The organism is Halomonas sp. SCS19 (assembly GCF_040147015.1).
GTDB lineage: Bacteria > Pseudomonadota > Gammaproteobacteria > Pseudomonadales > Halomonadaceae > Halomonas > Halomonas litopenaei.
In genome coordinates, this window is the sequence record NZ_JAMSHN010000001.1 from 2189518 (window position 1) to 2211426 (window position 21909).

At 66.9% G+C, this 21909-nt stretch carries 15 protein-coding genes; 14 read left to right on the top strand and 1 reads right to left on the bottom strand.

Annotated features, from left to right (window positions below; translation table 11 throughout):
• Positions 1-33 precede the first annotated feature (33 nt).
• The 14 genes from flgJ (at position 34) to NFH97_RS09610 (ending at position 20220) form a co-directional block, all read left to right on the top strand.
• Positions 34-1134, top strand: coding sequence for a flagellar assembly peptidoglycan hydrolase FlgJ (flgJ, locus tag NFH97_RS09545; protein ID WP_349625498.1), 1101 nt, complete (start codon positions 34-36; stop codon positions 1132-1134).
• Positions 1135-1371: 237 nt separating this feature from the next.
• Positions 1372-3015 carry a flagellar hook-associated protein FlgK gene (flgK, locus tag NFH97_RS09550; protein ID WP_349624738.1) on the top strand — a complete coding sequence of 548 codons (1644 nt, stop codon included), beginning with the start codon at positions 1372-1374 and terminating at the stop codon, positions 3013-3015.
• Positions 3016-3027: 12 nt separating this feature from the next.
• On the top strand, positions 3028-4260 hold the full coding sequence (gene flgL / locus NFH97_RS09555) for a flagellar hook-associated protein FlgL (protein ID WP_349624739.1): 1233 nt from the start codon (positions 3028-3030) through the stop codon (positions 4258-4260).
• A 197-nt stretch (positions 4261-4457) separates the two neighbouring features.
• Positions 4458-4820: an ArsR/SmtB family transcription factor gene (locus NFH97_RS09560; RefSeq protein ID WP_108132057.1), complete on the top strand. Its 363-nt coding sequence runs from the start codon at positions 4458-4460 to the stop codon at positions 4818-4820.
• Positions 4821-4890: 70 nt separating this feature from the next.
• Positions 4891-5316 (top strand): arsenate reductase (glutaredoxin), encoded by a 426-nt coding sequence (arsC, locus tag NFH97_RS09565; protein ID WP_124804612.1) that lies wholly within the window; start codon positions 4891-4893, stop codon positions 5314-5316.
• Positions 5313-6041 carry an arsenical resistance protein ArsH gene (gene arsH / locus NFH97_RS09570; RefSeq protein WP_349624740.1) on the top strand — a complete coding sequence of 243 codons (729 nt, stop codon included), beginning with the start codon at positions 5313-5315 and terminating at the stop codon, positions 6039-6041. The genes arsC and arsH overlap by 4 nt, the downstream gene beginning before the upstream one ends.
• Before the next feature lie 13 nt (positions 6042-6054).
• Positions 6055-7362 (top strand): arsenic transporter, encoded by a 1308-nt coding sequence (locus NFH97_RS09575; RefSeq protein WP_349624741.1) that lies wholly within the window; start codon positions 6055-6057, stop codon positions 7360-7362.
• 164 nt (positions 7363-7526) lie between these two features.
• Positions 7527-8354 (top strand): 3'(2'),5'-bisphosphate nucleotidase CysQ, encoded by an 828-nt coding sequence (gene cysQ / locus NFH97_RS09580; RefSeq protein ID WP_349624742.1) that lies wholly within the window; start codon positions 7527-7529, stop codon positions 8352-8354.
• Between the two features lie 438 nt (positions 8355-8792).
• A complete protein-coding gene (bcsO, locus tag NFH97_RS09585; RefSeq protein WP_349624743.1) occupies positions 8793-9335 on the top strand; it encodes a cellulose biosynthesis protein BcsO in 543 nt (180 codons plus the stop codon).
• Complete coding sequence (gene bcsQ, locus NFH97_RS09590) at positions 9332-10108, top strand: cellulose biosynthesis protein BcsQ (RefSeq protein ID WP_045994298.1); 777 nt, start codon at positions 9332-9334, stop codon at positions 10106-10108. The genes bcsO and bcsQ overlap by 4 nt, the downstream gene beginning before the upstream one ends.
• A gap of 7 nt (positions 10109-10115) precedes the next feature.
• Positions 10116-14798, top strand: coding sequence for a UDP-forming cellulose synthase catalytic subunit (bcsA, locus tag NFH97_RS09595; RefSeq protein WP_349624744.1), 4683 nt, complete (start codon positions 10116-10118; stop codon positions 14796-14798).
• Positions 14795-18697 carry a cellulose biosynthesis protein BcsC gene (locus NFH97_RS09600; RefSeq protein ID WP_349624745.1) on the top strand — a complete coding sequence of 1301 codons (3903 nt, stop codon included), beginning with the start codon at positions 14795-14797 and terminating at the stop codon, positions 18695-18697. The genes bcsA and NFH97_RS09600 overlap by 4 nt, the downstream gene beginning before the upstream one ends.
• Entirely contained in the window at positions 18690-19187 is a 498-nt protein-coding gene (gene bcsD / locus NFH97_RS09605; protein WP_045994300.1) for a cellulose biosynthesis protein BcsD, read from the top strand. The genes NFH97_RS09600 and bcsD overlap by 8 nt, the downstream gene beginning before the upstream one ends.
• Complete coding sequence (locus tag NFH97_RS09610) at positions 19159-20220, top strand: family 8 glycosyl hydrolase (RefSeq protein WP_349624746.1); 1062 nt, start codon at positions 19159-19161, stop codon at positions 20218-20220. The genes bcsD and NFH97_RS09610 overlap by 29 nt, the downstream gene beginning before the upstream one ends.
• A 203-nt stretch (positions 20221-20423) precedes the next feature.
• Here NFH97_RS09610 and NFH97_RS09615 read toward each other — a convergent pair whose 3' ends face one another.
• The gene (locus NFH97_RS09615; protein ID WP_349624747.1) at positions 20424-21731 is read right to left on the bottom strand and encodes an autotransporter outer membrane beta-barrel domain-containing protein; all 1308 of its coding nucleotides are present in this window, start codon (positions 21729-21731) and stop codon (positions 20424-20426) included.
• Positions 21732-21909: the final 178 nt, after the last annotated feature.

Here is a 21909-nt window from a genome sequence, read left to right on the forward strand (position 1 = left end):
GGCAGCGTCGGCCAGGCCGGCTTCGCGCTGGACATGCAGGGGCTGGCGCGACTCAAGACCAGCGCCCGCCAGCAGGACCCGGCGGCAGCGGCGGAGGCGGCGCGCCAGTTCGAGGCGATGTTCATCAACATGATGATGAAGAGCATGCGCGACGCCGTGCCGTCTTCTGGCCTGACCGACTCGAAGCAGACCCAGTTCTACCAGACGCTGCTCGACCAGCAGTGGTCCCAGACCATGGCCAGCCGCGGCATCGGCTTGGCCGACCAGCTAATGGCCCAGCTACGTGGCCCCGAGGCCAGCCAGGCCAAGGATGTCGAGGCACTGATCGCGGGGATTCCCCGTGGCACTCCGCGTCCGCTGTCCAACGCCCTGAGAGCGGACGCCCCGACAGACAGCGAGGTCGAGGCGCCGACCAATTTCCTCGACGAGCTGGGCGCCGTCAGCCAGGGCATGACCACCGCCCAGGCCGAGGAGCGCATCAGCGGGCGCGAGGCCCGCGACACCCCGGCCCACGTCCAGGCCTTCCTCGACAAGCTGGCCGCCCCGGCCCAGGCCGCCAGCCGCGCCTCCGGCGTGCCGGCGGAATTGATCCTGGCCCAGGCGGCGCTGGAGACCGGCTGGGGCCGTCACGAGATCGCCACCGCCGACGGCAACAACAGCCACAACCTGTTCGGCATCAAGGCCGGCAGTAGCTGGGACGGCCCCACCACCCGTATTACCACCCACGAGGTGGAAGACGGCCAGCGCCAGCGTATTCGCGATGACTTCCGGGTCTACGGCTCGTTCGAGGAAGCCTTCACCGACTACGCCAGGCTGATCAGCAACAACGCCCGCTACGCCGAGGTCACCACCGCGCCGGACGCCGAGGCCGCAGCCCACGCGCTGCAGCGGGGCGGCTACGCCACCGACCCGGCCTACGCCGCCAAGCTGATCGCGGTGATGCACACCTTCGGCCCGATCGATGACGGCGCAGGCGCCACCCGCGTGGCGGCCGGCGAGGCTCGACCCGCGAATGTCGGCGCATCGCCTACCGGTGCCGCCGAGAAGGTGGATGCCGCTTCCACCACGGACAAGCGTGGCAGCGACTGGCTGGCCAGGGCGGATATAAGCGCCAACCCCACCCAGGTCTTCTAGGGCTTGTCTGAAAAGTGCCTGCGCTCGGTAATACGGCGTTAAAAATCGGATCAAAATGCTCATTTACACCCCGTAAACTGCGCTTTCTCACCGATTTTTGCCTTGTCTAACCTTCGCTCGTCGACTTTTCGGACAGCGCCTAGTCGCCCGGAAAATTAATGGTTTTTGCGGTACCGAGGCTCTCAAGCCAGCGGCCATTCGGCCGATAAACAGGCTATCGGCGAAAGGAATTCCACCATGAGCATGTTCTCCATCGGCTTGAGCGGCCTGAATGCCGCCCAGAACGCCCTGACCACCACCAGCAACAACATCAGCAACGTCTATACACCGGGCTACAACCGCGAAATCACGGTGCTGGGCGAGGGCAGCGGCGGGACCCAGGGCGTCCAGGTCAACGACATCGAGCGTCAGTTCAACCAGTACGTGGCCGACCAGCTCAATGGTGCGGTGAGCTCAAGCTCGGCGCTGGACGCCTACCAGACCCAGATCAACCAGATCGACAGCCTGCTGGCCGATCAGGACGCCGGTCTGGCGCCGCTGATGCAGAACTTCTTCTCGTCGCTGGAAGACCTGGCCTCGGCCCCCTCGGACCCTGCCGCCCGCCAGGGCGTGCTGGGCGCGGCGGACACCCTGAGCGCCCAGTTCCGCGCCTTCGACAGCTACCTGCAGGATATGCAGGATGGCATCAACAGCCAGATCCGCGACGAGATCACCCAGATCAACAACCAGAGCGAGCAGCTGGCCTCGCTCAACCGCGAGATTTCCCTGGCCAAGGCCAAGACCGGCGAGGCCCCCAACGCGCTGCTCAACCAGCGTGACCAGCTGGTCACCGAGATGAGCGAGCGTATCGGGGTGGAACTGACGGTACAGGACGGTTCTTCCTATCGGGTCAGCCTGCCCGGCGGACAGCCGCTGGTGGCCGGCACCGAGTCCTACCAGTTGAAGGCGGTGGCCTCGGCCAGCGATCCCCAGCGGGTGGTGGTGGGCTACCAGGACCCCGGCGGCGGCCTGCAGCGACTCGACGAGGACAGCCTGCAGGGTGGCTCGTTCGGCGGGCTGATCCAGTTCCGCTCCGAGACCCTGGATCGCACCCAGAACCAGATCGGCCAGCTGGCGGTGTCCATGGCGGTGGCCTTCAATAAACAGCACGCCGATGGCTACGATCTGGATGGCAATAGCGGTGGCGACATGTTCGACATCGGCGAACCGCGGGTCTTTGCCAACGACGCCAACAGCGGCGGCGCCACGGTCACCGCGAGCTTCAACATCGACAAGATCGAAAACCTCGAGGCGGCCGACTACGAGGTCAAGGTCAGCGACGCTTCGGCATCGCCGCCGACCTTCGAGGTCACCCGCAAGGACACCGGCGAGGCGGTGGACGCGAGCTTCGACGCCACCGAGAACACCCTGACCTTCGGCGGCGTGACGCTCGCCATCGATGACCCCAGCGCCCTGGCCGACGGCGATCGCTTCGAGGTGCAGCCGGTACGCCGCGCCGCGGGCGGCTTCGAAACCGCCATCAGCGATCCCGACAAGATCGCCGCCGCCGGGGAAACCGGCGCCAGCGGCGACAACGAGAACGCCCTGGACCTGCTGAAGCTGCAGGACGAGATGAGCGTGGGCGGCAGTGCCACCCTGAGCCAGGCCTACGCCTCGATGGTCAGCGACGTGGGTAACCGTACCAACGTGGTGCAGGTCAACCTGGCAGCCCAGCAGGGGCTGACCGAGCAGTTGAGCGCGGTGAAGCTGTCCGAGTCCGGGGTCAACCTGGATGAAGAGGCGGCTAACCTGATCCGCTATCAGCAGTACTACCAGGCCAACGCCAAGGTCATCGACACCGCCACCTCGGTGGTCGACACCATCCTCGGACTGCGCGGCTAAGGAGAGCAGAGCATGCGTATCAGCACCGTCACCATGTACGACCAGAGCGTCAGCTCGCTCAACCGTCAGCAGTCCGACTTCCTTCACCTGAGCCAGCAGCTCGCCAGCGGCAAGCGGGTGGTCAATCCCTCCGATGACCCCCAGGCGGCGTCCCGGGCGGTGGCGGTCAGCCAGGCCCAGGCGGTGACCCAGCAGTACACCGACGCCCGGGTCAGCGCGCGCAACGCCCTGTCCCAGGAAGAAAGCGTGCTCAACAGCGCAAGCGACGCCCTGGCCAGCGCCAAGGCGCTGGTGATCCAGGCCTCCAACGACACCCTGAGCGATGCCGACCGGCAGTCCATCGCCAGTGAACTGCGCGGCGTCTACGAGACGCTGATCGGTCAGGCCAACGCCACCGATGGCAACGGTCGCTACCTGTTCGGTGGCTACGCCGATGGCGCCGAGCCCTTCACCGACAGCGGCAACGGCATCGAGTACGTGGGCGCCGACAAGGTCCGCGAGCAGCAGGTGGACGCCTCGCGACTTATGTCGGTGGGGGATACCGGCGCCGACATCTTCACCAGCGTGCCCAGCGGCGCGGGCTACGTGGCCGAGCAGGGTGACAACAGCGGCAGTGTGACCTTTGCCGGCCCCGATGTGGTCGACAACAGCGACGCCGGCTACGGCAAGCGCTACCAGGTGGAGTTCGGTGGTACCGACGACGCTCCCACCTACAGCGTCATGGTCGAGGACGACAGCGGCAATTGGGTCAGCGCCGGTGCGGCCCTGGAAGATCAGCCCTACGACCCCGAAGGCACCAGCGTCGAGGTGGGTGGCCTGCGCCTGGAGCTTGAAGGCGCGCCTGCGACCGGCGACAGCGTGACCTTCGGTCCCGCCGACACCATGAACACCAACGTCTTCACCACCTTCGAGAAGGTGCTGTCGGTGCTGGAAGCCCCCGCCGACACCCCCGCAAAGCAGGCGACGCTGCATAACACCCTGAACGGCGCCATGCGCGAGCTGGACGCCAGCCTCGACAACGTGTTGACCAAGCGGGCCTCGGTCGGCGCGCGGCTCAACGAGCTGGACGTGATCGACTCGGTCAGCGGCAACCGCGAACTCAACTACGCCCAGACCATGTCGGACCTGGTCGATCTGGACTACAACCAGGCGATCTCCGAGTACAGCATGCGTCAGGTGGGCATGCAGGCCGCCCAGCAGGCCTTTATCGGCATTCGCGACCTGTCGCTGTTCAACTATATGTAGGGTCGATGTAGCGCTGGTATAGCGTGCAGGTAGCACGACTCGATCGTCGTCGTGTGACAGCCCCCTCAACCAAAAAGCGGCGCGTCCTTCCCTGGACGTCGCCGCTTTGTCGTTCTTGGCCAGGGTGACAGCAAGCGAGATGCCCTGGATCAAGAAGTACTTGACCCGCACATCAATATGTCCATAATTCCGGACATATGGACAAAGACGATCTGCAACCGACCCTCGACACCTTCGCCGCACTGTCTCAGCCTACCCGGCTCGCTGCCTTTCGCCTGCTGGTGCGCCACGAGCCCGAAGGCCTGCCTGCCGGCGAGCTGGCCCGCCGCCTGGAGGTGCCCCACAACACCCTGTCGGCCCACCTTGGCGTGCTCAGCCGGGCGGGGCTGGTCAGCCAGCGCCGGGAAAGCCGCTCCATCGTCTATCGGGCGGACCTGGCGCACATGGTGGCCACCCTCGACTTTCTGGTGCGCGACTGCTGCGCCAGCCGGCCGGAGGTGTGCAACCCCCTGGCCGACCTGCTGGGCCCCGGCACCGGTGACGACACCAGGACCTGCTGAGCCACGACAGCCTCGGTAGTGACGAGAGCCACGACAGCCACGACAGCCAAGAGCGCCTCCCGGAGACTCCATGACGCTGATCTACCACAACCCGGCCTGCGGCACCTCGCGCAACGTGCTGGCCATGCTCGAGGCCTCCGGCGAATCGCCCGAGGTCATCGAATACCTGAAGACGCCGCCCAGCCGTGAGCGCCTGGTCGAGCTGATCGAGGCCATGGGCATCACGCCCAGGGCACTGCTGCGCCAGAAGGGCACGCCCTACGACGAGCTGGGCCTCGGCGATGACCGCCTCGACGACGAGGCCTTGATCGACGCCATGATGGCTCACCCCATCCTGATCAACCGACCCATCGTGGTGACCGCCAGGGGCGCCGCGCTGTGCCGTCCCTCCGAGCGGGTACTGGCGCTGGTCGAGGCGCCGCTGTCGGCCATCGAGGGCGACAGCTTCACCAAGGAAGACGGCGAAACCGTCACGCTGGAGGCAAACCGCACATGACCCCCGATACCCTGCTCAAGGACCTGCCCAACATCGACCCGGAGCTGTGGCGGCCCATCGCCGTGGACGAGCTGGCCCCACCCAGCGCGCCACGCCATGCGCCTCGCATCCTGGTGCTGTACGGCTCGCTGCGCGAACGTTCCTACTCGCGGCACTTGGCCGAGGAAGCCGGGCGCTTGCTCGCGGCCTTCGGCGCCGAGGTGCGTACCTTCTCGCCCCAGGGGCTGCCGCTGCCCGATGGCGCCGAGGCCGACCACCCCAAGATCGCCGAGCTGCGCGATCTGGCGAGCTGGGCCGAGGGCATGCTGTGGGTCAGTCCCGAGCGCCACGGTGCGATGACGGCGGTGATGAAGGCCCAGATCGACTGGATTCCGCTGTCACTCGGCGGGGTTCGCCCGACCCAGGGCAAGACCCTGGCGCTGATGCAGGTGTGTGGTGGCAGCCAGAGCTTCAACACGGTGAACCAGATGCGCCAGCTGGGGCGCTGGATGCGCATGTTGACCATCCCCAATCAATCGTCGGTGCCCAAGGCCTTCAACGAATTCAATGAGGCGGGGCGGATGCGCTTGTCCCCGCTGTATCTGCGCGTGGTCGACGTGTGCGAGGAGCTGATGAAGTTCACCTGGCTCAACCGTGGCCGTGACGGTTACCTGACCCAGCGTTACTCCGAGCGGGTCGAAAGCGCCGAGCAGGTGTCTTTGCGGGTCAATCAGGACAGTCTCTGATAGGGAGTTTTCCATGCTGGCATTCGCCATCTTCGTCGTGACCCTGGTGCTGGTGATCTGGCAGCCAAAGGGCCTCGGTATCGGTACCAGCGCCCTGGGGGGCGCCGTGGTGGCCCTGGCCGTCGGGGTGGTGCAATTGCCCGATGTGCTGGTGGTGTGGGACATCGTTTGGGACGCGACCTTCACCTTCGTCGCCCTGATCCTGATCTCCTTGATCCTCGATGAGGCCGGGTTCTTCTCCTGGGCGGCGCTGCACGTGGCGCGCTGGGGCGGTGGCAACGGACGCCGCCTGTTTCCGCTGATCGTGCTGCTGGGGGCGGTGATCGCGGCCTTCTTCGCCAATGACGGGGCTGCGCTGCTGCTGACCCCCATCGTCATGGCGATCCTGCTGCGCCTGAAGTTCTCGCCCCAGTCGTCGCTGGCCTTCATCATCGCCACCGGCTTCGTGGCCGACTCCACCAGCCTGCCGCTGATCATTTCCAACCTGGTCAATATCGTCAGCGCGAACTTCTTCGATATCTCGTTCAACCACTACGCCATGGTGATGGTGCCGGTGGATCTGGTCTCGCTGGCAGCGACCCTGCTGGTGCTGACCTGGATGTTTCGCAGCGATATACCGGAGCAGTACGATGTCGAACGCCTCGAGGCGCCGAGCCACGCCATCCGCGACCCGCTGGTGTTCCGCGCCGCCTTCCCGGTGCTGGCGACGCTGCTGGTGGCGTTCTTCGTCACCGCGCCGCTGGGCGTGCCGGTGGCGCTGGTGACCGGCAGCGCGGCGCTGGTGCTGGTCGCCCTGGCCGGCCGCTGGCACCAGGCCGGGGGCAGCACGGTGATCTCGCTGTCGCGGGTGTTCAAGGGCGCGCCGTGGCAGATCGTGCTGTTCTCGGTAGGCATGTACCTGGTGGTCTACGGGCTCGGCAACGCCTGGCTGACCGAGGATGCCAGCGCCCTGCTGACCTGGCTCGGCCAGCAGGGCACCCTGGTGGCGACGCTGGGTACCGGTGTGGCCTCGGCGCTGCTGGCCTCGATCATGAACAACATGCCCTCCACCCTGGTGGGGGCACTCGCCATCGACCAGGCCCAGGTCGGCGACCTGACCCGGGAGCTGATGATCTACGCCAACGTCATCGGTAACGACCTGGGGCCCAAGTTCACCCCCATCGGTAGCCTGGCCACCCTGCTGTGGTTGCACGTGCTGGCGGAAAAGGGCACCCACATCAGCTGGGGCCAGTACATGAAGGTCGGACTCAAGCTGACCCCGCCGGTACTGCTGGCCGCACTGCTGGCACTATGGCTGTGGCTGCCGCTGATCTCGTCCTGAGGGTGCGGCGTCGGACCCGTGCCGATCCGCTTGCAGCCCTGCGCTCGATACGCCACTCACGCTAAGCTTGGCACCATCGATTTCCGGGAAGACCTGGCCTTCCCGGTACTGTGTATCGGCCCGTCGTGTCGACCCCGATCGGGCCTTATATCAAGGAGTCTTGCGTGCCCGTTTCTCTGAGCAGTGAACACAAGGATGCCCTGGTCGCCGGCGTGGAAGAGGCCGGTCGACTGGTGCTCGAGATCTATCAGCGCGACTTCGAGGTCGAGCACAAGGACGACGATAGCCCATTGACCGAGGCCGATCTGGCCGCCCACCACGCCCTGGTGGCGCTGCTGGGACGACTGACGCCGGAGGTGCCGGTGCTGTCCGAGGAATCCGGGGAGATCGCGACCGAGACACGTCTTGGGTGGTCGTGCTATTGGCTGGTGGACCCGCTGGATGGCACCAAGGAGTTCGTCAATCGCAACGGTGAATTCACCCTCAATGTGGCGCTGATCGAGCATGGCGTCCCGGTGCTCGGGGTGGTCCACGCGCCGGTGCTGGGGGTGACCTGGTTCGGTGATCAGGACAATGGCGCCTGGCGATCCGAGGGCGAGTCGCGCCAGCCGATCCATGCGCGTGAACTGCCGGACCCCGCCGAGGCCCCCTGGGTGGTGGTGGGCAGCCGCCGCCACGGTGCCGAGGCCTTCGAGGCTTTCTGTGCACGCTTGCCGGCCACCGAGTGCACCTCGATGGGTAGCTCGCTGAAGCTGTGCCTGGTGGCGGAGGGAAAGGCCGATCTCTACCCGCGCCTGGCACCGACCTGCGAGTGGGACACCGCCGCTGCCCAGGCGGTGGTCACCGCCGCCGGTGGACAGGTGCTGGACGCAGGGACCCTGGAGCCGCTGCGCTGCAATCGTGGTGAGTCGCTGCTCAATCCGTTCTTTGTCGTGTGTGGCCAGCGCGACGCGCGCTGGGAGCAGGCATTGGTTGCTGCCCTGGCACAGTAGTGTTTGTGATCTAGAATTTTATGCCGATCCGGGCCGTGGCTCGGGTCGGCTTTTTTTGCCACATCGATCGTTTTCTTTCTGTGGCTTCAGGTGTCCCGTGGGCTGTGGCCCTTGGCGGCGCCCTATCCCTGGCTGTCCTGATCCCGAAGGTTTCTCAATCATTTTCCTGAGTTTTTGTTTGCTTGCTGCGCGGCCGCTGGTCCGTCTGCAGGCAGGCTGTGGCGTGGCTATGCTTGAGAAGTGACGAGGAATCAGGCAATTGTCGCAAGGCGCGTTGAGAGATCGCTTGCTGCGGTAGCGGCACAAAAGTGGTAGTAATATGCCTCTTTGGTCGATATGTGCTTCTTTGGTCGAAGCGTCTTTTCCGCGTACGCTCTCGCCGGTTCCTTGACGGACGAGGCAGGGGAGTCGTGTGCCTTGGCCCGTTGGAGACGGAAGATGAGTGCCTCGGACGATATCCAGGATTTCCTGCGCAAGACCGGTTCCGATACCGCAGGCTACCAGGCGTTTGGTCGCACCAATGAGGAGTCGGGGCAGCCACGCTGGGGGCTGCTTGGCCAGCTCTCGGGCCACGACGTCGATCCTGGTGACAGGCCGTCACGCGCCGAGCCAGGTGCTCGCCCAGAGCCCTTGCAAACGGCAGCCGAGGTGGCCCCTGCGCGCAAGGGGAAGGCCTGGGCGACGCTGGAAAAGCTTCCCGCAGCCCCGGCACCTGAGCCTGCCTCTGGTCCTGCCGCCCGGCCCGCCCCCTCTGCCGTCGCTGAGCGTAGCGAGCCCCCCGCTGGGCGGCGGGTCGAGCACCAGGCGCCTGCCTCCAACGCCTTGAGCGTGGGCGAGGCCTCGCCTCCGGGGGAGGCTCGTGTGCCGCCTGCCGGGCGCTTTGGCCATCTGTTTCGCAGTGCCTCGGACAAGGCGTCGTCCGAGGCCGCTACCGGCAAGGAAACGCCGCTGAAACCTCTGCTCAAACGAATCTCTCAATGAATCTGGTTTCCCTGTCGTCGCCCAAGGGCGGCGTCGGCAAGACAACGCTGACCGCCAATCTGGCTCACGCCCTCAAGCGTCTCGGGCACCGGGTGGTGGTCATCGACTTCGACGTGCAGAACGCTCTGCGACTGCACTTCGGGCTGGGATTCGGCGAGGGGCGAGGTTTTGTCGCCCAGGCCGTGGAGATCGATGACTGGCGACGCCTGCTGGTGCCCAGTGCCAGCGGTATCGAGCTGTTGCCCTATGGTGAGGTCAGCGACGCCCAGCGCCTGGCGTTCGAGTCCTGGCTCAGCGCGCACCCCGAAGCGGTGGCCCAGCGTCTGGGGCCTCTGCTGAACGAGCCACGCTGTGTGGTGCTGGCGGATCTACCGCCTGGGCCGTCGCCGAGCCTAACCGCCATGGGCGCTGCCGATGCCATCCAGGTGGCGGTGCTGCTGGCCGACAGTGCCTCGCTGTCGGTGTTGCCGCGTATCGAAGGCGGTGACTTCATGGGGCCTGGTGTCAGACCCTACTACATCATCAATCAGGTGGATCGACGCCGCAGGCTTTCCAGCGACGTGGCCGACTTCCTGCAGGATCGCCTGGGCAGTCCGTTGCTTGGCAACGTGCATCGTGACGAGGCGATTCCCGAGGCGCTGGCCTGTGAGCAGTCGATCTTCGACTACGCGCCAGCCTCGGCGGCGGCCCACGATATCGACACCCTGGCCCGCAGCGTCAGTCGTCTGCTCCCCTCACTCCAGTCCCATGGGGTGGTCGCCCCGGCGCTATAGGATGCCCATGAACGTCTCTTCCTCTGCGTCACTGGGCACGCGTCTGCTGGCGCTGGTGGCCCTGATTCTGGGCGCGCCTTTGGCTGCCCTGCTTGTCACCACGCCGTTGACCCTGGAGCGCCAGCTGGTGTTCGCCGGTGTCGGCATGCTGGCGTTGCTGGTGCTGGCTCGCCTTCGTGGTGGCTGGGTACGCCAGGCGATGATGCTGCTGTCGGTGCTGGTTTCTACCCGCTACCTGTATTGGCGTCTGAGCGAGACGCTGGTGTTCGATACCCAGGTCGAGGCGGTGTTCGGTTACGGTCTGCTGGCCGCCGAGTGCTACGCCTGGGTGATCCTGGTGCTGGGGTACTTCCAGATCGCCTGGCCGCTGGAGCGCACGATCCGGCCGATGCCGCCGGATGCGACGCGCTGGCCGACGGTGGACATCTATATCCCCACCTATAACGAGAGTCTCGAGGTGGTGCGGGACACGGTGCTGGCCGCCCAGAACATCGATTACCCGGCGGATCGCATGCGTATCTATGTGCTGGACGATGGCAAGCGACCCGAGTTCGGCGCCTTCGCCGCGGCGGTGGGCGTCGGCTACATCAGCCGGGAAGACAACAGCCACGCCAAGGCGGGCAACCTCAATCACGCCATGGGGCTGACAGACGGCGAGCTGATCTGCGTATTCGACTGCGACCATGTGGCGACCCGGGCCTTTCTGCAGGCCACGGTGGGGGAGTTTGTCGCCGATGAGCGGTTGGCACTGCTGCAGACGCCTCACCACTTCTATTCCCCGGATCCATTCGAGCGCAACCTCGTCGCCGGGGCGGACATCCCCAACGAAGGGGAGCTGTTCTACGGGCCGGTGCAGAAGGGCAACGACTACTGGAATGCGGCCTTCTTCTGCGGTTCCTGTGCACTGATGCGGCGAAGCGCGCTGGAAGAGATCGGCGGCTTCGCGGTGGAAACCGTGACCGAGGATGCCCATACCGCCCTCAAGCTGCAGCGGCGTGGCTGGAACACGGCCTTCCTGGGGGTGCGCCTGGCCGCTGGCCTAGCCACCGAGCGACTGTCTCTGCACATCGGCCAGCGGGCCCGCTGGGCCAGGGGCATGACCCAGATCTTTCGGCTGGACAATCCGTTGTGGGGGCGTGGCCTGCGCCTGCCGCAGCGGCTTTGCTACCTCAACGCCATGCTGCACTTCCAGTTCGCCATGCCTCGCCTGGTGTTCCTGACCGCACCCCTGGCCTACCTGTTGTTTGATCTGCACGTCATTGCCTCGTCGCCGCAGATGATCGCCGTCTACGCTTTGCCGCATCTGTTTCACGCGATCTACACCAACTCGCGGCTGGTGGGGCGCTTCCGCTACTCCTTCTGGGGCGAGATCTACGAAAGCGTGCTGGCCTTTCACTTGCTCAAGCCGACCCTGGTGACTCTGCTCAGCCCGCGTCGGGGCAAGTTCAATGTCACCGAGAAGGGTGGACTGCTGGAGGAGGGCTACTTCGACGGTGAGGCGGTGCGTCCCCATCTGTTCGTGCTTGGCCTGTTGGTGGCGGCGGTGGTGTGGGGGCTGGTGCGGGTCTTCTGGAATGATCTGTTCGATGTCCAGACCAGCGTCATGCTGTTTAACGTGATGTGGGCCTCCGTCAGCATTCTGGTGCTGCTGGCGGCCATCGCGGTGGCACGGGAAACGCGCCAGCTGCGGCGCTCGGTGCGGGTTGAGGCGCGTCTTCCGGTGGTGTTGCATCTGGCCAGTGGCCATGCGGTGCAGAGCTGGACCGCCAACCTGTCCATGGGGGGCGCCCTGGTGGAGGGCAAGCGCTCGGCCCTGGGCAGCGAGGTGGAGTGCCTGGAGATCACCTTCAATCGACGGGGGCTGATGTTTCCCGTGTGTTCGGTCAATGCTTCCGGTGCCGATGACTCACTGCGCTTTCGTTTCGATGAGTTGCCGCTGCGCCAGCGCAGAGAACTGGTGCGGGTGGTCATGGGGCGTGCCGACGCCTGGATTCCCGAGGCACCGCATCCCCAGGACCGGCCATTGGCGTCACTGTGGCATGTGGTGCGCTCGGTGGTGGGACTGTTCTTCCACCAGTGGCAGCAGAAGGGGCTGCACTTCCGTAGCCCGGTGCGGGGGCTGACCCAGGGGCGCTTTAGTCGAGGTTGGCTGGCGCCGGTGATGCTGGTGGCCACCATCGTGCTCGGGGTATTGATGGTCTCGCACCGGGTCTGGGCCCAGGTCCCGGCGCCGACGATCGGCGTGACGCACGAGGCCGGCGGTTTTGGTGACGTGCCGGGTGACACCTCGGTACCGGGCGAGACGTTGCCTCCGCTGCGTTTCGGCGAGGACGGTCGGCTGGATCTGGACAGCGTCAGCCAGCCGTTGCAACCGACCCGGCGCGAGTTGTCGATCCCGCTGCTGGCCGCTGACGAGACCTTGCGCCTGACCCCGAACACCCGGCTTTCGGGTACTGCATTCTCGCTGCGCGATGATGAGGTGGCGGTGGCTGCGTCGCTGTCGCTGTCGTTGTCACACAGTGACCTGCCGGCCGACAGCCAACTCGGGGTGCTGCTCAACGGCGAGACGCTTCAGACCATCGACCTTGACCAGTTCAACGCCGGCGGCATGACCCAGCGCCTGGATATCCCTTCGGCCCTGATCCTGCCCTTCAATCGCCTGGAGTTTCGCCTGCTGGGGCAGGCGACCCAGCAGTGCCACGGTGATGACCAGGCCGTCGGCAGGGTGGAGATCGCCCCCGAATCCAGGCTGGCCTTGACCCTGCAGCGGCTGCCGACCCCCGACGAGCTGGCCCGCCTGCCGAGGCCCTTTATCGATGCCGCGACGGCGGATGTCAGTCGGGTGGCGATGGTGATGGCCCGCGATGCGTCTGAGGCCCAGTTGCGCGGGGCGGCCATCATTGCCTCGCACTTCGGACGCTACGCCGAGGCCGGGCAGCTACAGGTCGATGCACTTTACGATCGCCTGCCGCTGGACAACGCGGTGGTGATCGGGCGCTCGGGGCAACGTCTGGCGGGATTGACCCTGCCGCAGGTCGAGGGGCCGACCCTGTTGATGCGTCCCAATCCGCGCAACCCGCTGTTCAAGCTGCTGCTGGTGGTGGGCAACAGTGACGTCGAGGTGGCCCGGGCCGCCCGCGGCCTGGCGCTGTCGGGACTCGGGGAGAGTCTCGATAGCGCAGCGCCGGTGACGTTGAGCGGCGAACGGCTGCGCCTGGATGACGAACGACTGAGCCCGCCAGCCCCTCGCGAGCCCTATGACGCGCCGCGCTGGGTCGATGTCGAAACCCCGGCCAGCCTGGCCTCATTGGGCGAACCCGAGGGCTTCGTGGCACGCGGGCTGTCCGCCCGGGAGCACGCCCTGAGCCTGAGGGTGCCGCCGGATCTGTTCCTGTGGCCCGGTCAGAACTATCGGCTGAGAGTCGACTATCGTTTTCCCGACGAGCCCTGGCTCGATCCCATCGCCTCGAGCCTCGATGTCAGCCTCAACGGCGAATATCTCGCGGCCTTGCCGGTGGAGTCGGGCAAGGCGCTGGAGCGGCTGTGGCAACGCCTGGTAGGCGCGGGCCGGGAGCAGAGCGCCGAGGTCCTGCTGCCCAGGGACCTGCTCTACGGCAACAATCGCCTGCAGTTCTACTTTCACCTGGCGGTGGCAGACGGGGTCGACTGCGCGCCTGGGCTGGGTGAGGACGCTATCAGCCGAATCCTGCCCACCACCACGCTGGACCTGCGGCGGGCAGAGCACTTCAGCGTCATGCCGTCGCTGTCGTCCTTCGTCAGCGCGGGGTTTCCGTTCTCGCGTCAGGCGGATCTTGGTGCCAGCGTGGCGCTGGTGCCCGAGGCCCCCGACGAGAGCGAGTTATCGGCGCTGTTGACCAGCGTGGGCCGTATCGCCGGCGCTACTGGCTATCCCGCCCTTGGCATCGAGGTGCGTCGAGGGCTTTCCCTCACCGGCGATCTGACCGACAAGGATCTGCTGGTGGTCGCCGACCTCGACAGTCTGGCGCAGACGTCGCTGTTCGACGCCGGCGTTTACCGGGCCGACGAGGGGCGTCTGGCGGTGGCCGAGGTGCCCTGGATGGAACGCTGGCGCTACTGGCTGTTGGGTGACTGGCGGCCGCTGTGGCGAGAGGCCGCCCAGGCGCTGCAGGACAGCGAGGTGTCCCAGGGGCTGGTCAGCCTGCCGTCACCCTTGAACCGTTCGCGCTTCGTGGTCGCGGCGGTCGCCGACGACGCCGAGGCGCTGCCGTCGCTGGTGGCGCGACTGGGCGACGATGAGGTAAGCCGCTCGGTGTATGGCGATCTGGCGCTGATCCCCGCAGAGGGCAGTGCCGAGAGCTTTCGCGCAGGGCCGCGTCAGGGCGTCGGTGAGATGCCCTGGCACATGAGGTTGCGCTGGATGCTGGGCCAGAACCTGGTGGCCATGGCGGTTCTGCTGCTGGTGGTGGTGACACTGCTGGGGCTGGTCTGCCACCGAGGACTGGCTCGCCGTGCTGCACGGCGCCTGCAGGGGGGGCAGGCCGAAGGCTCAAGCGGCCAGGCCGACGATCCTGAAGCCAAGGCCGACGCTCCTGAAGACCAGGCCGACGATCCTGAAGCCCAGGCCGACGCTCCTGGAGGCCGCGTCGACACCCCGGTGGCCGACGGCAAGGGACAGAGTGACAACACCAGGGGAGCGCCACGCCGATGAAACACTTGCGTTTGTTCAAGGCTCGCAGCGCCGGTGCGGCAGGACTGCTGTCGTGCTCCCTGCTGTCATTGACGCTGTCTTCCCTTCCGGTGCTGGCGCAGGACCAGAGTCCGGCCCAGGCCCAGGGGACCGATCAAGCCCTGGCGCCGCTGTTCGAGCAGGCTCGCTTCTGGCGGGATCGGCAGCGCGCCGATCTGGCCGAGCAGTCTCTCGAGCGGGTGCTCGATGCCGACCCGGGCAACCGGCGTGCCCTCTACCTGCTGGCGGAATATGCGCTGACCGATGGCGATATGGAAAAGGCCAGCCGCTGGCAGGCACGGTTGGCCGAGGTGGCTCCGGAGGATGACCGGGTCGAGGCGCTGGCGCAGGAACAGAAGCTGCGGCGTGCCGACGGCCAGCGGCTGGCCGAGGCCCGCTCCCAGGCGGCGGCGGGCAACTACGCCGAAGCCATGGCCAGCTATCGGGCGGTGCTCGAGGGCGACGCGGTTCCGCCGAGGCTGGCGCCGGAGGTCTACCTGACCCTGGCCGGCACCGATAATGGCTGGAGCGAGGCTCGCGAGCGCCTGGCGGCGATGGCGCGTGAACATCCCGACGAGCCGGCGTTGGCCACCGCGCTGGGCCAGGTGCTGAGCTATCGTGAAGCCACGCGTCGCCAGGGTATCGAGCGCCTGGCCGAGCGCGCTGCGACCGGCGATGCGGTCGCCGATCGCGCCTGGCGTCAGGCGCTGGAGTGGCTCGAGGCGACCCCCGCAGACGAACATCTGTATGCCGCCTATCAGCAGGCGCACCCTGAGGATAGCCAGATCGCCGAGCTGTTCGCCGATAAGATGACCCTGCCGCCGGAACGTGAGGCGGCCCAGGCCAGGGCTCAGGGGTACGACAGCCTGGAGCAGCAGCGGCTGGACCAGGCCGAGGCGCAGTTCCAGCAGGTGCTCGAGCAGACCCCGGACGACGCCGACGCCCAGGGCGGACTGGGGCTGACCCTGCTGCGCCAGCAACGTTTCGCCGAGGCGCGAGACGCGCTGGAGCAGGCGATCCGGCTGGCACCCGAGCGACGCGACCAATGGCAGGCCGCCTACGAAAGCGCGGCCTTCTATGCTCGACTGGGGGAGGCGCGGGCCCAGGCCAGGGCGGGGCGACTGGATCGTGCGCTCGAACTGGTGACGCCGCTGACCCGTGGTGGTGGCGACGGGGCGCGGGCGGCGATCTTGCTGCAGGCCGATCTGCTCAAGCGCCAGGGACGTCTCGATCAGGCCGAACAACGTTACCTAAGTCTGGGCAATGACACCTCGGCACGGCTCGGTCTGGTCGACGTCTATCGACGCCAGCAGCGCTGGTCCGAGGCCGAGGCGCTGGCCGCCAGTCTGCCGGCCAGCGCTCGTGCCCAGCTTGGCGACCTGGGCGCCGCCCGGGCCCAGGCGCTGCGGCAGCAGGCCGCCGGTCAGAGCGCCAGCGAGGCGGAAGCGACCCTTCGCGAAGCGTTGGCGCTGGCGCCCGCGGACCCCTGGGTGCGCCTGGATCTGGCTCGGTTGCTGGACCGCCAGGGGCGCGTCGAAGAGGCTGGCCACCTGGTTCGCCCGCTCAACCTGAGCGAGGCCAGCGCGCCCCAGCTTCAGGCCGCGGCGCTGTATGCCAGTGAACAGGGCGACTGGGACCAGACCCGACGGTATCTGGCGGCGATCCCGCTGGCACTGCGCGACGAGGACATCCAGCGACTGGCCGATCAGGCCGAGGCTCAGTCGGCGTTGGCGACCGCCGAAGCGGCCTGGAACCGGGGGGATCGCGCCTCGGCGCTGGAGCGTCTCGATGAGGTACTGACCAGCACCAGCGATCCGGGAGTCCGCGCCCAGGTGGCCCAGCGCTATCAGCAGATGGGCCTGACCAGCCGGGCCCTCGAGCTGGTCGAGGCAGATACCGCCGGCGAGCTGGACGCGCCGGTGGAAGCCTACACCGGCTACGTGGCGGTGCTGGCGAGCGCCGGCCGCGACCGCCAGGCCAAGGCGCTGGTGCAGCGACTCGAGGCGCGCGACGACTTTGGCCTGGCGGCGCGTGCGGCGCTGGACGAAGCGATGATCGGCGTCCGTGTCGCCCAGGCAGACCGGCTGCGCCAGCAGGGCCAGCTGGCCAGCGCCTATGATGTGCTGGCCAGCGCCCTGCGCGAGCGCCCCGAGGATCAGGCGCTACTGCTGGCGATGGCGCGGCTGTATCAGGACGGGGGGCGCCAGCGTCAGGCGGGGCAGCTCTACGACTACACGCTGAGCCGTTTTCCCGAGAGCGATGACGCCCGCCTGGGGGCCGCGGATGCGGCCCTGGCCCAGGGCGATAGCATGCGAGCGTCGCGGCTTTTGGTGGCGCCGCCGGCCAACGCTCAGGATCGACCTCGCTGGCTGCTGTCGCGGGCGGGGCTGGCCCGGGCCCAGGGACAGGACCGCCAGGCCCTGGCGCTATTGCGTGAGGCGCGCAGCGAGCTGCGCGCCGATCCGCAGCAGTCGCTGGCGCTGGCCTCGACCACCGGCGACAACCCCTTCGAGAACGCCAGTGGTGGCGCTGGTGGCGGACGACCCGCCTGGCTGCCTGGTGGCTCGTTGTCCGCGGGCGCTGGCTCAGGGACGGGATCAGGGGCTGGTGCCTCGGCCGATGGGGTAGCTCCCCAGGCCTCGCCGCTGATCGATGAGGTTGAGCGGATGATGGCCGAGGTGCGCCGCGCGGTGTCGCCCAAGGCACAGGGCGGGCTTGCCCTGGTGGTGCGCAGTGGCGAGGAAGGCCTGAGTCAGTTCGATCGGGTGGAAACGCCCACCACCTTCACCTCCGGCGATTTTTCATCGGTCTTTGGTCGCTCCCGCGCCGAGCTGACGCTGACCCCGGCCTACGGTTCCGCCGGTACGCCCTCCGGCGACGCCGAGCGTCGCTTCGGCCGCATGGCGATCGTCGAGGCCATCGGTGAGCTGGCAAGCGATGACGATGTCAGCGCCGCGGTCACCGGCGACTACCTGTCCCGGCTGGGGCAGTTGGGGGGCGACGGCCTGGACGTGTCGGCGGATTCCCAGAGCGACGCCGGGGTGGGTCTGTCGCTGGGCTTTCGCAGCGATCTGCTGGACGTGGACGTCGGCACCACTCCGCTGGGCTTCGACCAGTCCCAGCTGGTCGGGGGCCTGCGCCTGCACCCGAAGGTAGGCGATTCCGGGGAGTTCACCCTGACCGCGGAACGCCGCGCGGTGAAGGATAGCCTGTTGTCCTACGCCGGCACCCGTGATCCGGTCAGCGGCGAGCATTGGGGCGGCGTGGTCAAGACCGGGGGAGCGCTGGGTTACAGCTTCGACAATGGCGACAGTGGTGCCTACGTCAGCTTGGGCGGCTATCGCTACACCGGTGACAACGTGGCCGACAACGACTCGCTGGAGGCGGGCATGGGGGCTTACCTGCGGCCGATCAACGAGCGTGACCGCGAGCTCAAGGCCGGGGTGCACGTCAACTACCTCGACTTCGATCGCAACCTGAGTCGCTACTCGTTCGGGCATGGGGGCTACTTCAGCCCGCAGGACCATATCAGCGTGGCCTTCCCGTTCAGCTTCAGCGAGCAGCGTGGGCGTTGGTCCTACTCCGCCAGGGTGTCGCCGGGCTTCCAGAGCTACTCCGAGGCGGCGGAGGACTTCTTCCCCACCGACGGCGAATCCCAGGCGTTGCTCGATGACCTGGCCGATGCCGACGCGGCGGTGGAGTCGCGCTACAGCGCCTCCAGCGAAAGCGGCTTTGGCCTGACCCTGGGAGGCGATGCCTCCTACCAGCTGACCAATGACATGAAGGTGGGCGGACGCCTGGGCTACGACACCTTCGGCGACTACGACGAGACCTCGGCATGGCTGTACCTGGACTACACCCTTGGGGGAGCAGATGAGTGACCTTGACGCGGCCCGGCGCCGTTCGCTTGCGTACTTCGACAGCACCCACTGTGCGTCACAGTGGAACGATGTGCTGCGCTTCCTGCTGGAAGAGCTGTATGTCTCCGGCGGCGAGCAGGATGCAGGCGCTTTTCTGCGCCATATCGGGGCCAGAATGGCCAGTGAACTGACGCTGCCCGACCAGCAGACCCTGGAGGGGCTCGAGCGCACCCTCAACGAGCTTTGGCGTGCGCGCGATTGGGGCTGGGTGTCATTGACCGCCGGGGAAACTCGGCTGACCATCGAGCATGGTGCCTACCCCGTTGCCGGTCACAGCGAGGCCGAGCGAGCCCGCGGCGCCCGTGCCGCCAGTGCGCTACTGGCCGGGGCCTATGGTGTATGGCTGGAACGCCAGGGGGGCGATAGCACGGTGCCCCTTCGGGTGGTGACGGCAGAGGCGGGAAAACCTCTGGAGTTCGTCTATGCAAGGGAAGAAGTTGCCGGCCACTGATGCCGGCCTGTGTTGGCGCCGATTGACGGCGATGTTGCTGGTCGCCGTGGCCTCCTTGACCTTTGCCCTCGCGGCGCCGGCCGACGAGGGCTGGGAGCGTTACAAGAGCCGCTTCATGAGCGCCGACGGTCGCATTCTCGACAGCGGCAACGGCGACGTTAGCCACTCGGAGGGGCAGGGCTTCGGCATGCTGCTGGCGGAGGCCCAGGGCGATCGCGAGGCCTTCGATCGGCTGTGGCAGTGGACCCGACTGCATCTGGCGCGGACCGATGTGGCGCTGTTTTCCTGGCGCTACGACCCCACCAACGTGCCACCGGTGGCGGACCCCAACAATGCCAGTGATGGCGACATCCTGATCGCCTGGGCGCTGCAGCGCGCCGCCAGTCGTTGGCAGGAACCCCGCTACGCCCAGGCGGCCGCCATGATCCGCGAGGCCATCGCCGAGTATCTGGTGGTGCAGCGCGGCGGCTACCGGGTGCTGCTGCCGGGGGTGCAGGGGTTTCGTGGCGAGGATTACGTCGACCTCAACCTGTCCTACTGGGTGATGCCGGCGTTGCTCGAGTTTGCGCAGGCGGAGCCGGATGCGGGCTGGGAAACGCTGGTGGAAGACGGCTTGAGCTTGCTCGAGCAAGGCCGCTTCGGTCGCTATCGATTGCCCACCGACTGGCTGCGGCTTGACGCCGACGGCAGCCTGACTCCGGCGCCGGGCTGGCCGCCCCGCTTCGGCTTTGATGCGGTGCGTATCCCGCTCTACCTGGCCTGGGCAGACCAGCTCGATCGTCCGGGTGTCTCGCCGATCCTGGCCTTGTGGAACGATCCCGCTCGCCAGCCGCCACCGGCCTGGATCGACGTCCACAGCGAGGCCCGGGCGGAGTACGCCGCCTCCCGCGGGGTGCTGGCGATTCGCGCGCTGGCCGGTCGCGACCGCCGGGCGATGCCTGCGGGCCTGGCCCCCGGCGACGACTACTATTCGGCCTCGCTGCTGCTGCTGGCGAGACTGGCCCAGCGCGAGTCCGCCCCCGCACCGGACTAGGGCTTGTCTGAAAAGTGCCTGCGCTCGGTAATACGGCGTTAAAAATCGGATCAACATGCTCATTTACACCCCGTAAACTGCGCTGTCTCACCGATTTTTGCCTTGTCTCACCTTCGCTCGTCGACTTTTCGGACAGCGCCTAGTCTTCGTTGAGGGACTAATGCTCGAGCACAAGCCTGTTCCCTCAGGCTGTCTTGGAAGGCCTAGAAGTCGTAGGACAGCGAGGCGCTGATCACGTCGTATTCGGTACCACTGCTGCCCAGTGTCGTCTGTCCCGCGAGGGTAAAGTCCACGTCGGGGCCGAGTCGCTGGGTAGCGCCAAGTTCCAGCACGGTACGATCGTCATCGCCCCCGTCGAGGAAGTCGGCGTCGTCATCCACGTCGCTGGACACGTCGTAGTGATAGAGCAGGCCACCGAACAGCCGGCCGGTGAAGACGTCGGCCCCGAGCCGAACCCCGGCAAAGACTTCGCCGGTCTCTTCGCCGTAGTCGGTTTCTCCCACCAGATAGTCGCCATCCACATCGTCATCCAGGTAGGTCCCGCCAAGGGTCAGGCTTGTGTCGATCCGGTGGTGGCCCGTCAGCTGATAGCTCGGCAGGTGATAGGTGGCGGCGCCGCGAGCGCCCCAGCGATCGCCGTCGAGGTCGATGCCCTCGACCAGATAGTCGCGCCGTGCGGTGCCGTCCAGGTCCTGAAACAGCAAGGTAGCGTCCAGCACCAGGCTGTCGTTCAGCAGGGCGATGGCGGCGTAGGGCGCGACCATCTCGCCGCCCAGGTCGGTGTGGCCACCACTTTTTCCATCCAGGTACATCTCGCTCTTGCCGGCGGCCACGCCGACCAGCAGGTTGCGGTAGCGGTAGTCGATGCCCAGCAGGGCGACCTTGCCGTCGCCGGAGTAGTCCGAACTTCGGGTGTCGCCGTCGAGATCGCCGATCTCGGCGGTGCTCCAGACACTTATCCCCGGCGGACGCTGATAGGGGCCGTCGCCGAGTGGCGCCATGGTGGCGTCGATGCGCTGGGTGACCTGCCGGAAGTTCTGGGCCATAGCCTGTTTCTGGGCGCCGTACAGGGTCTGGTCGAGTTCCAGCAGGCCCAGTGCATCGGCCAGGGCGAGGGTGCGATCACGGCCGAGCGCATCGAGGCGCCCGGCGAGCAGCACCCTGCCTTCGCCGTCGCTGAGCACCACCGGGGTCTGACCATCGACCTCTGCCAGGGTGATGCCCGCAGGTAGCCTCAGGGTGACGGGTCTGTCATTGATGCTCACGAACACGCGGCTTCCTCCTGTCACCGCCTGCTGACCGAGCAACTCCAGGGTCAGGGGGCGATCTTCCAGGGTGCCGACGAAGGTGGTGGGGCTCTGGTCGAGTGGCGCGAGGTCGACGTCAAGTGCAAGGGCACTCGACGAGGCGCTGCCAAGGATCAGGGCGAGGGGCAGGGATCGCCAGGCACACAGCATCGAGGCGGCATGGCGGGGAGTCCTGCGGGGCGGGGAGAACTGTGGCTTGTGCATGGGATCATCCTTGATGGGCGAAGCCGGCTTCCTGCCAGGATGTCTGGCGTAGCGTCTGACGCTGGCGGGGCGATCTTGAAGATCAGGGGGCGATGAGGTCGACTTCAGGGGTTGGCATGAGTGACGGCCATTGTTAAGCATCAAGGGGCGTGGGGTGCGAAATCCTGTGCAGATAATG

What these genes read in the sequence shown, in the direction of transcription:
- bcsD (WP_045994300.1), top strand. Translation starts at nt 18,690, where the DNA reads ATGAGTGACCTTGACGCGGCCCGGCGCCGTTCGCTTGCGTACTTCGAC.
- bcsQ (WP_045994298.1), top strand. Translation starts at nt 9,332, where the DNA reads ATGAATCTGGTTTCCCTGTCGTCGCCCAAGGGCGGCGTCGGCAAGACA.
- bcsA (WP_349624744.1), top strand. Translation starts at nt 10,116, where the DNA reads ATGAACGTCTCTTCCTCTGCGTCACTGGGCACGCGTCTGCTGGCGCTG.
- bcsO (WP_349624743.1), top strand. Translation starts at nt 8,793, where the DNA reads ATGAGTGCCTCGGACGATATCCAGGATTTCCTGCGCAAGACCGGTTCC.
- arsH (WP_349624740.1), top strand. Translation starts at nt 5,313, where the DNA reads ATGACCCCCGATACCCTGCTCAAGGACCTGCCCAACATCGACCCGGAG.
- NFH97_RS09610 (WP_349624746.1), top strand. Translation starts at nt 19,159, where the DNA reads ATGCAAGGGAAGAAGTTGCCGGCCACTGATGCCGGCCTGTGTTGGCGC.
- NFH97_RS09615 (WP_349624747.1), bottom strand. Translation starts at nt 21,731, where the DNA reads ATGCACAAGCCACAGTTCTCCCCGCCCCGCAGGACTCCCCGCCATGCC.
- NFH97_RS09575 (WP_349624741.1), top strand. Translation starts at nt 6,055, where the DNA reads ATGCTGGCATTCGCCATCTTCGTCGTGACCCTGGTGCTGGTGATCTGG.
- NFH97_RS09600 (WP_349624745.1), top strand. Translation starts at nt 14,795, where the DNA reads ATGAAACACTTGCGTTTGTTCAAGGCTCGCAGCGCCGGTGCGGCAGGA.
- flgK (WP_349624738.1), top strand. Translation starts at nt 1,372, where the DNA reads ATGAGCATGTTCTCCATCGGCTTGAGCGGCCTGAATGCCGCCCAGAAC.
- arsC (WP_124804612.1), top strand. Translation starts at nt 4,891, where the DNA reads ATGACGCTGATCTACCACAACCCGGCCTGCGGCACCTCGCGCAACGTG.
- NFH97_RS09560 (WP_108132057.1), top strand. Translation starts at nt 4,458, where the DNA reads ATGGACAAAGACGATCTGCAACCGACCCTCGACACCTTCGCCGCACTG.
- flgJ (WP_349625498.1), top strand. Translation starts at nt 34, where the DNA reads ATGCAGGGGCTGGCGCGACTCAAGACCAGCGCCCGCCAGCAGGACCCG.
- flgL (WP_349624739.1), top strand. Translation starts at nt 3,028, where the DNA reads ATGCGTATCAGCACCGTCACCATGTACGACCAGAGCGTCAGCTCGCTC.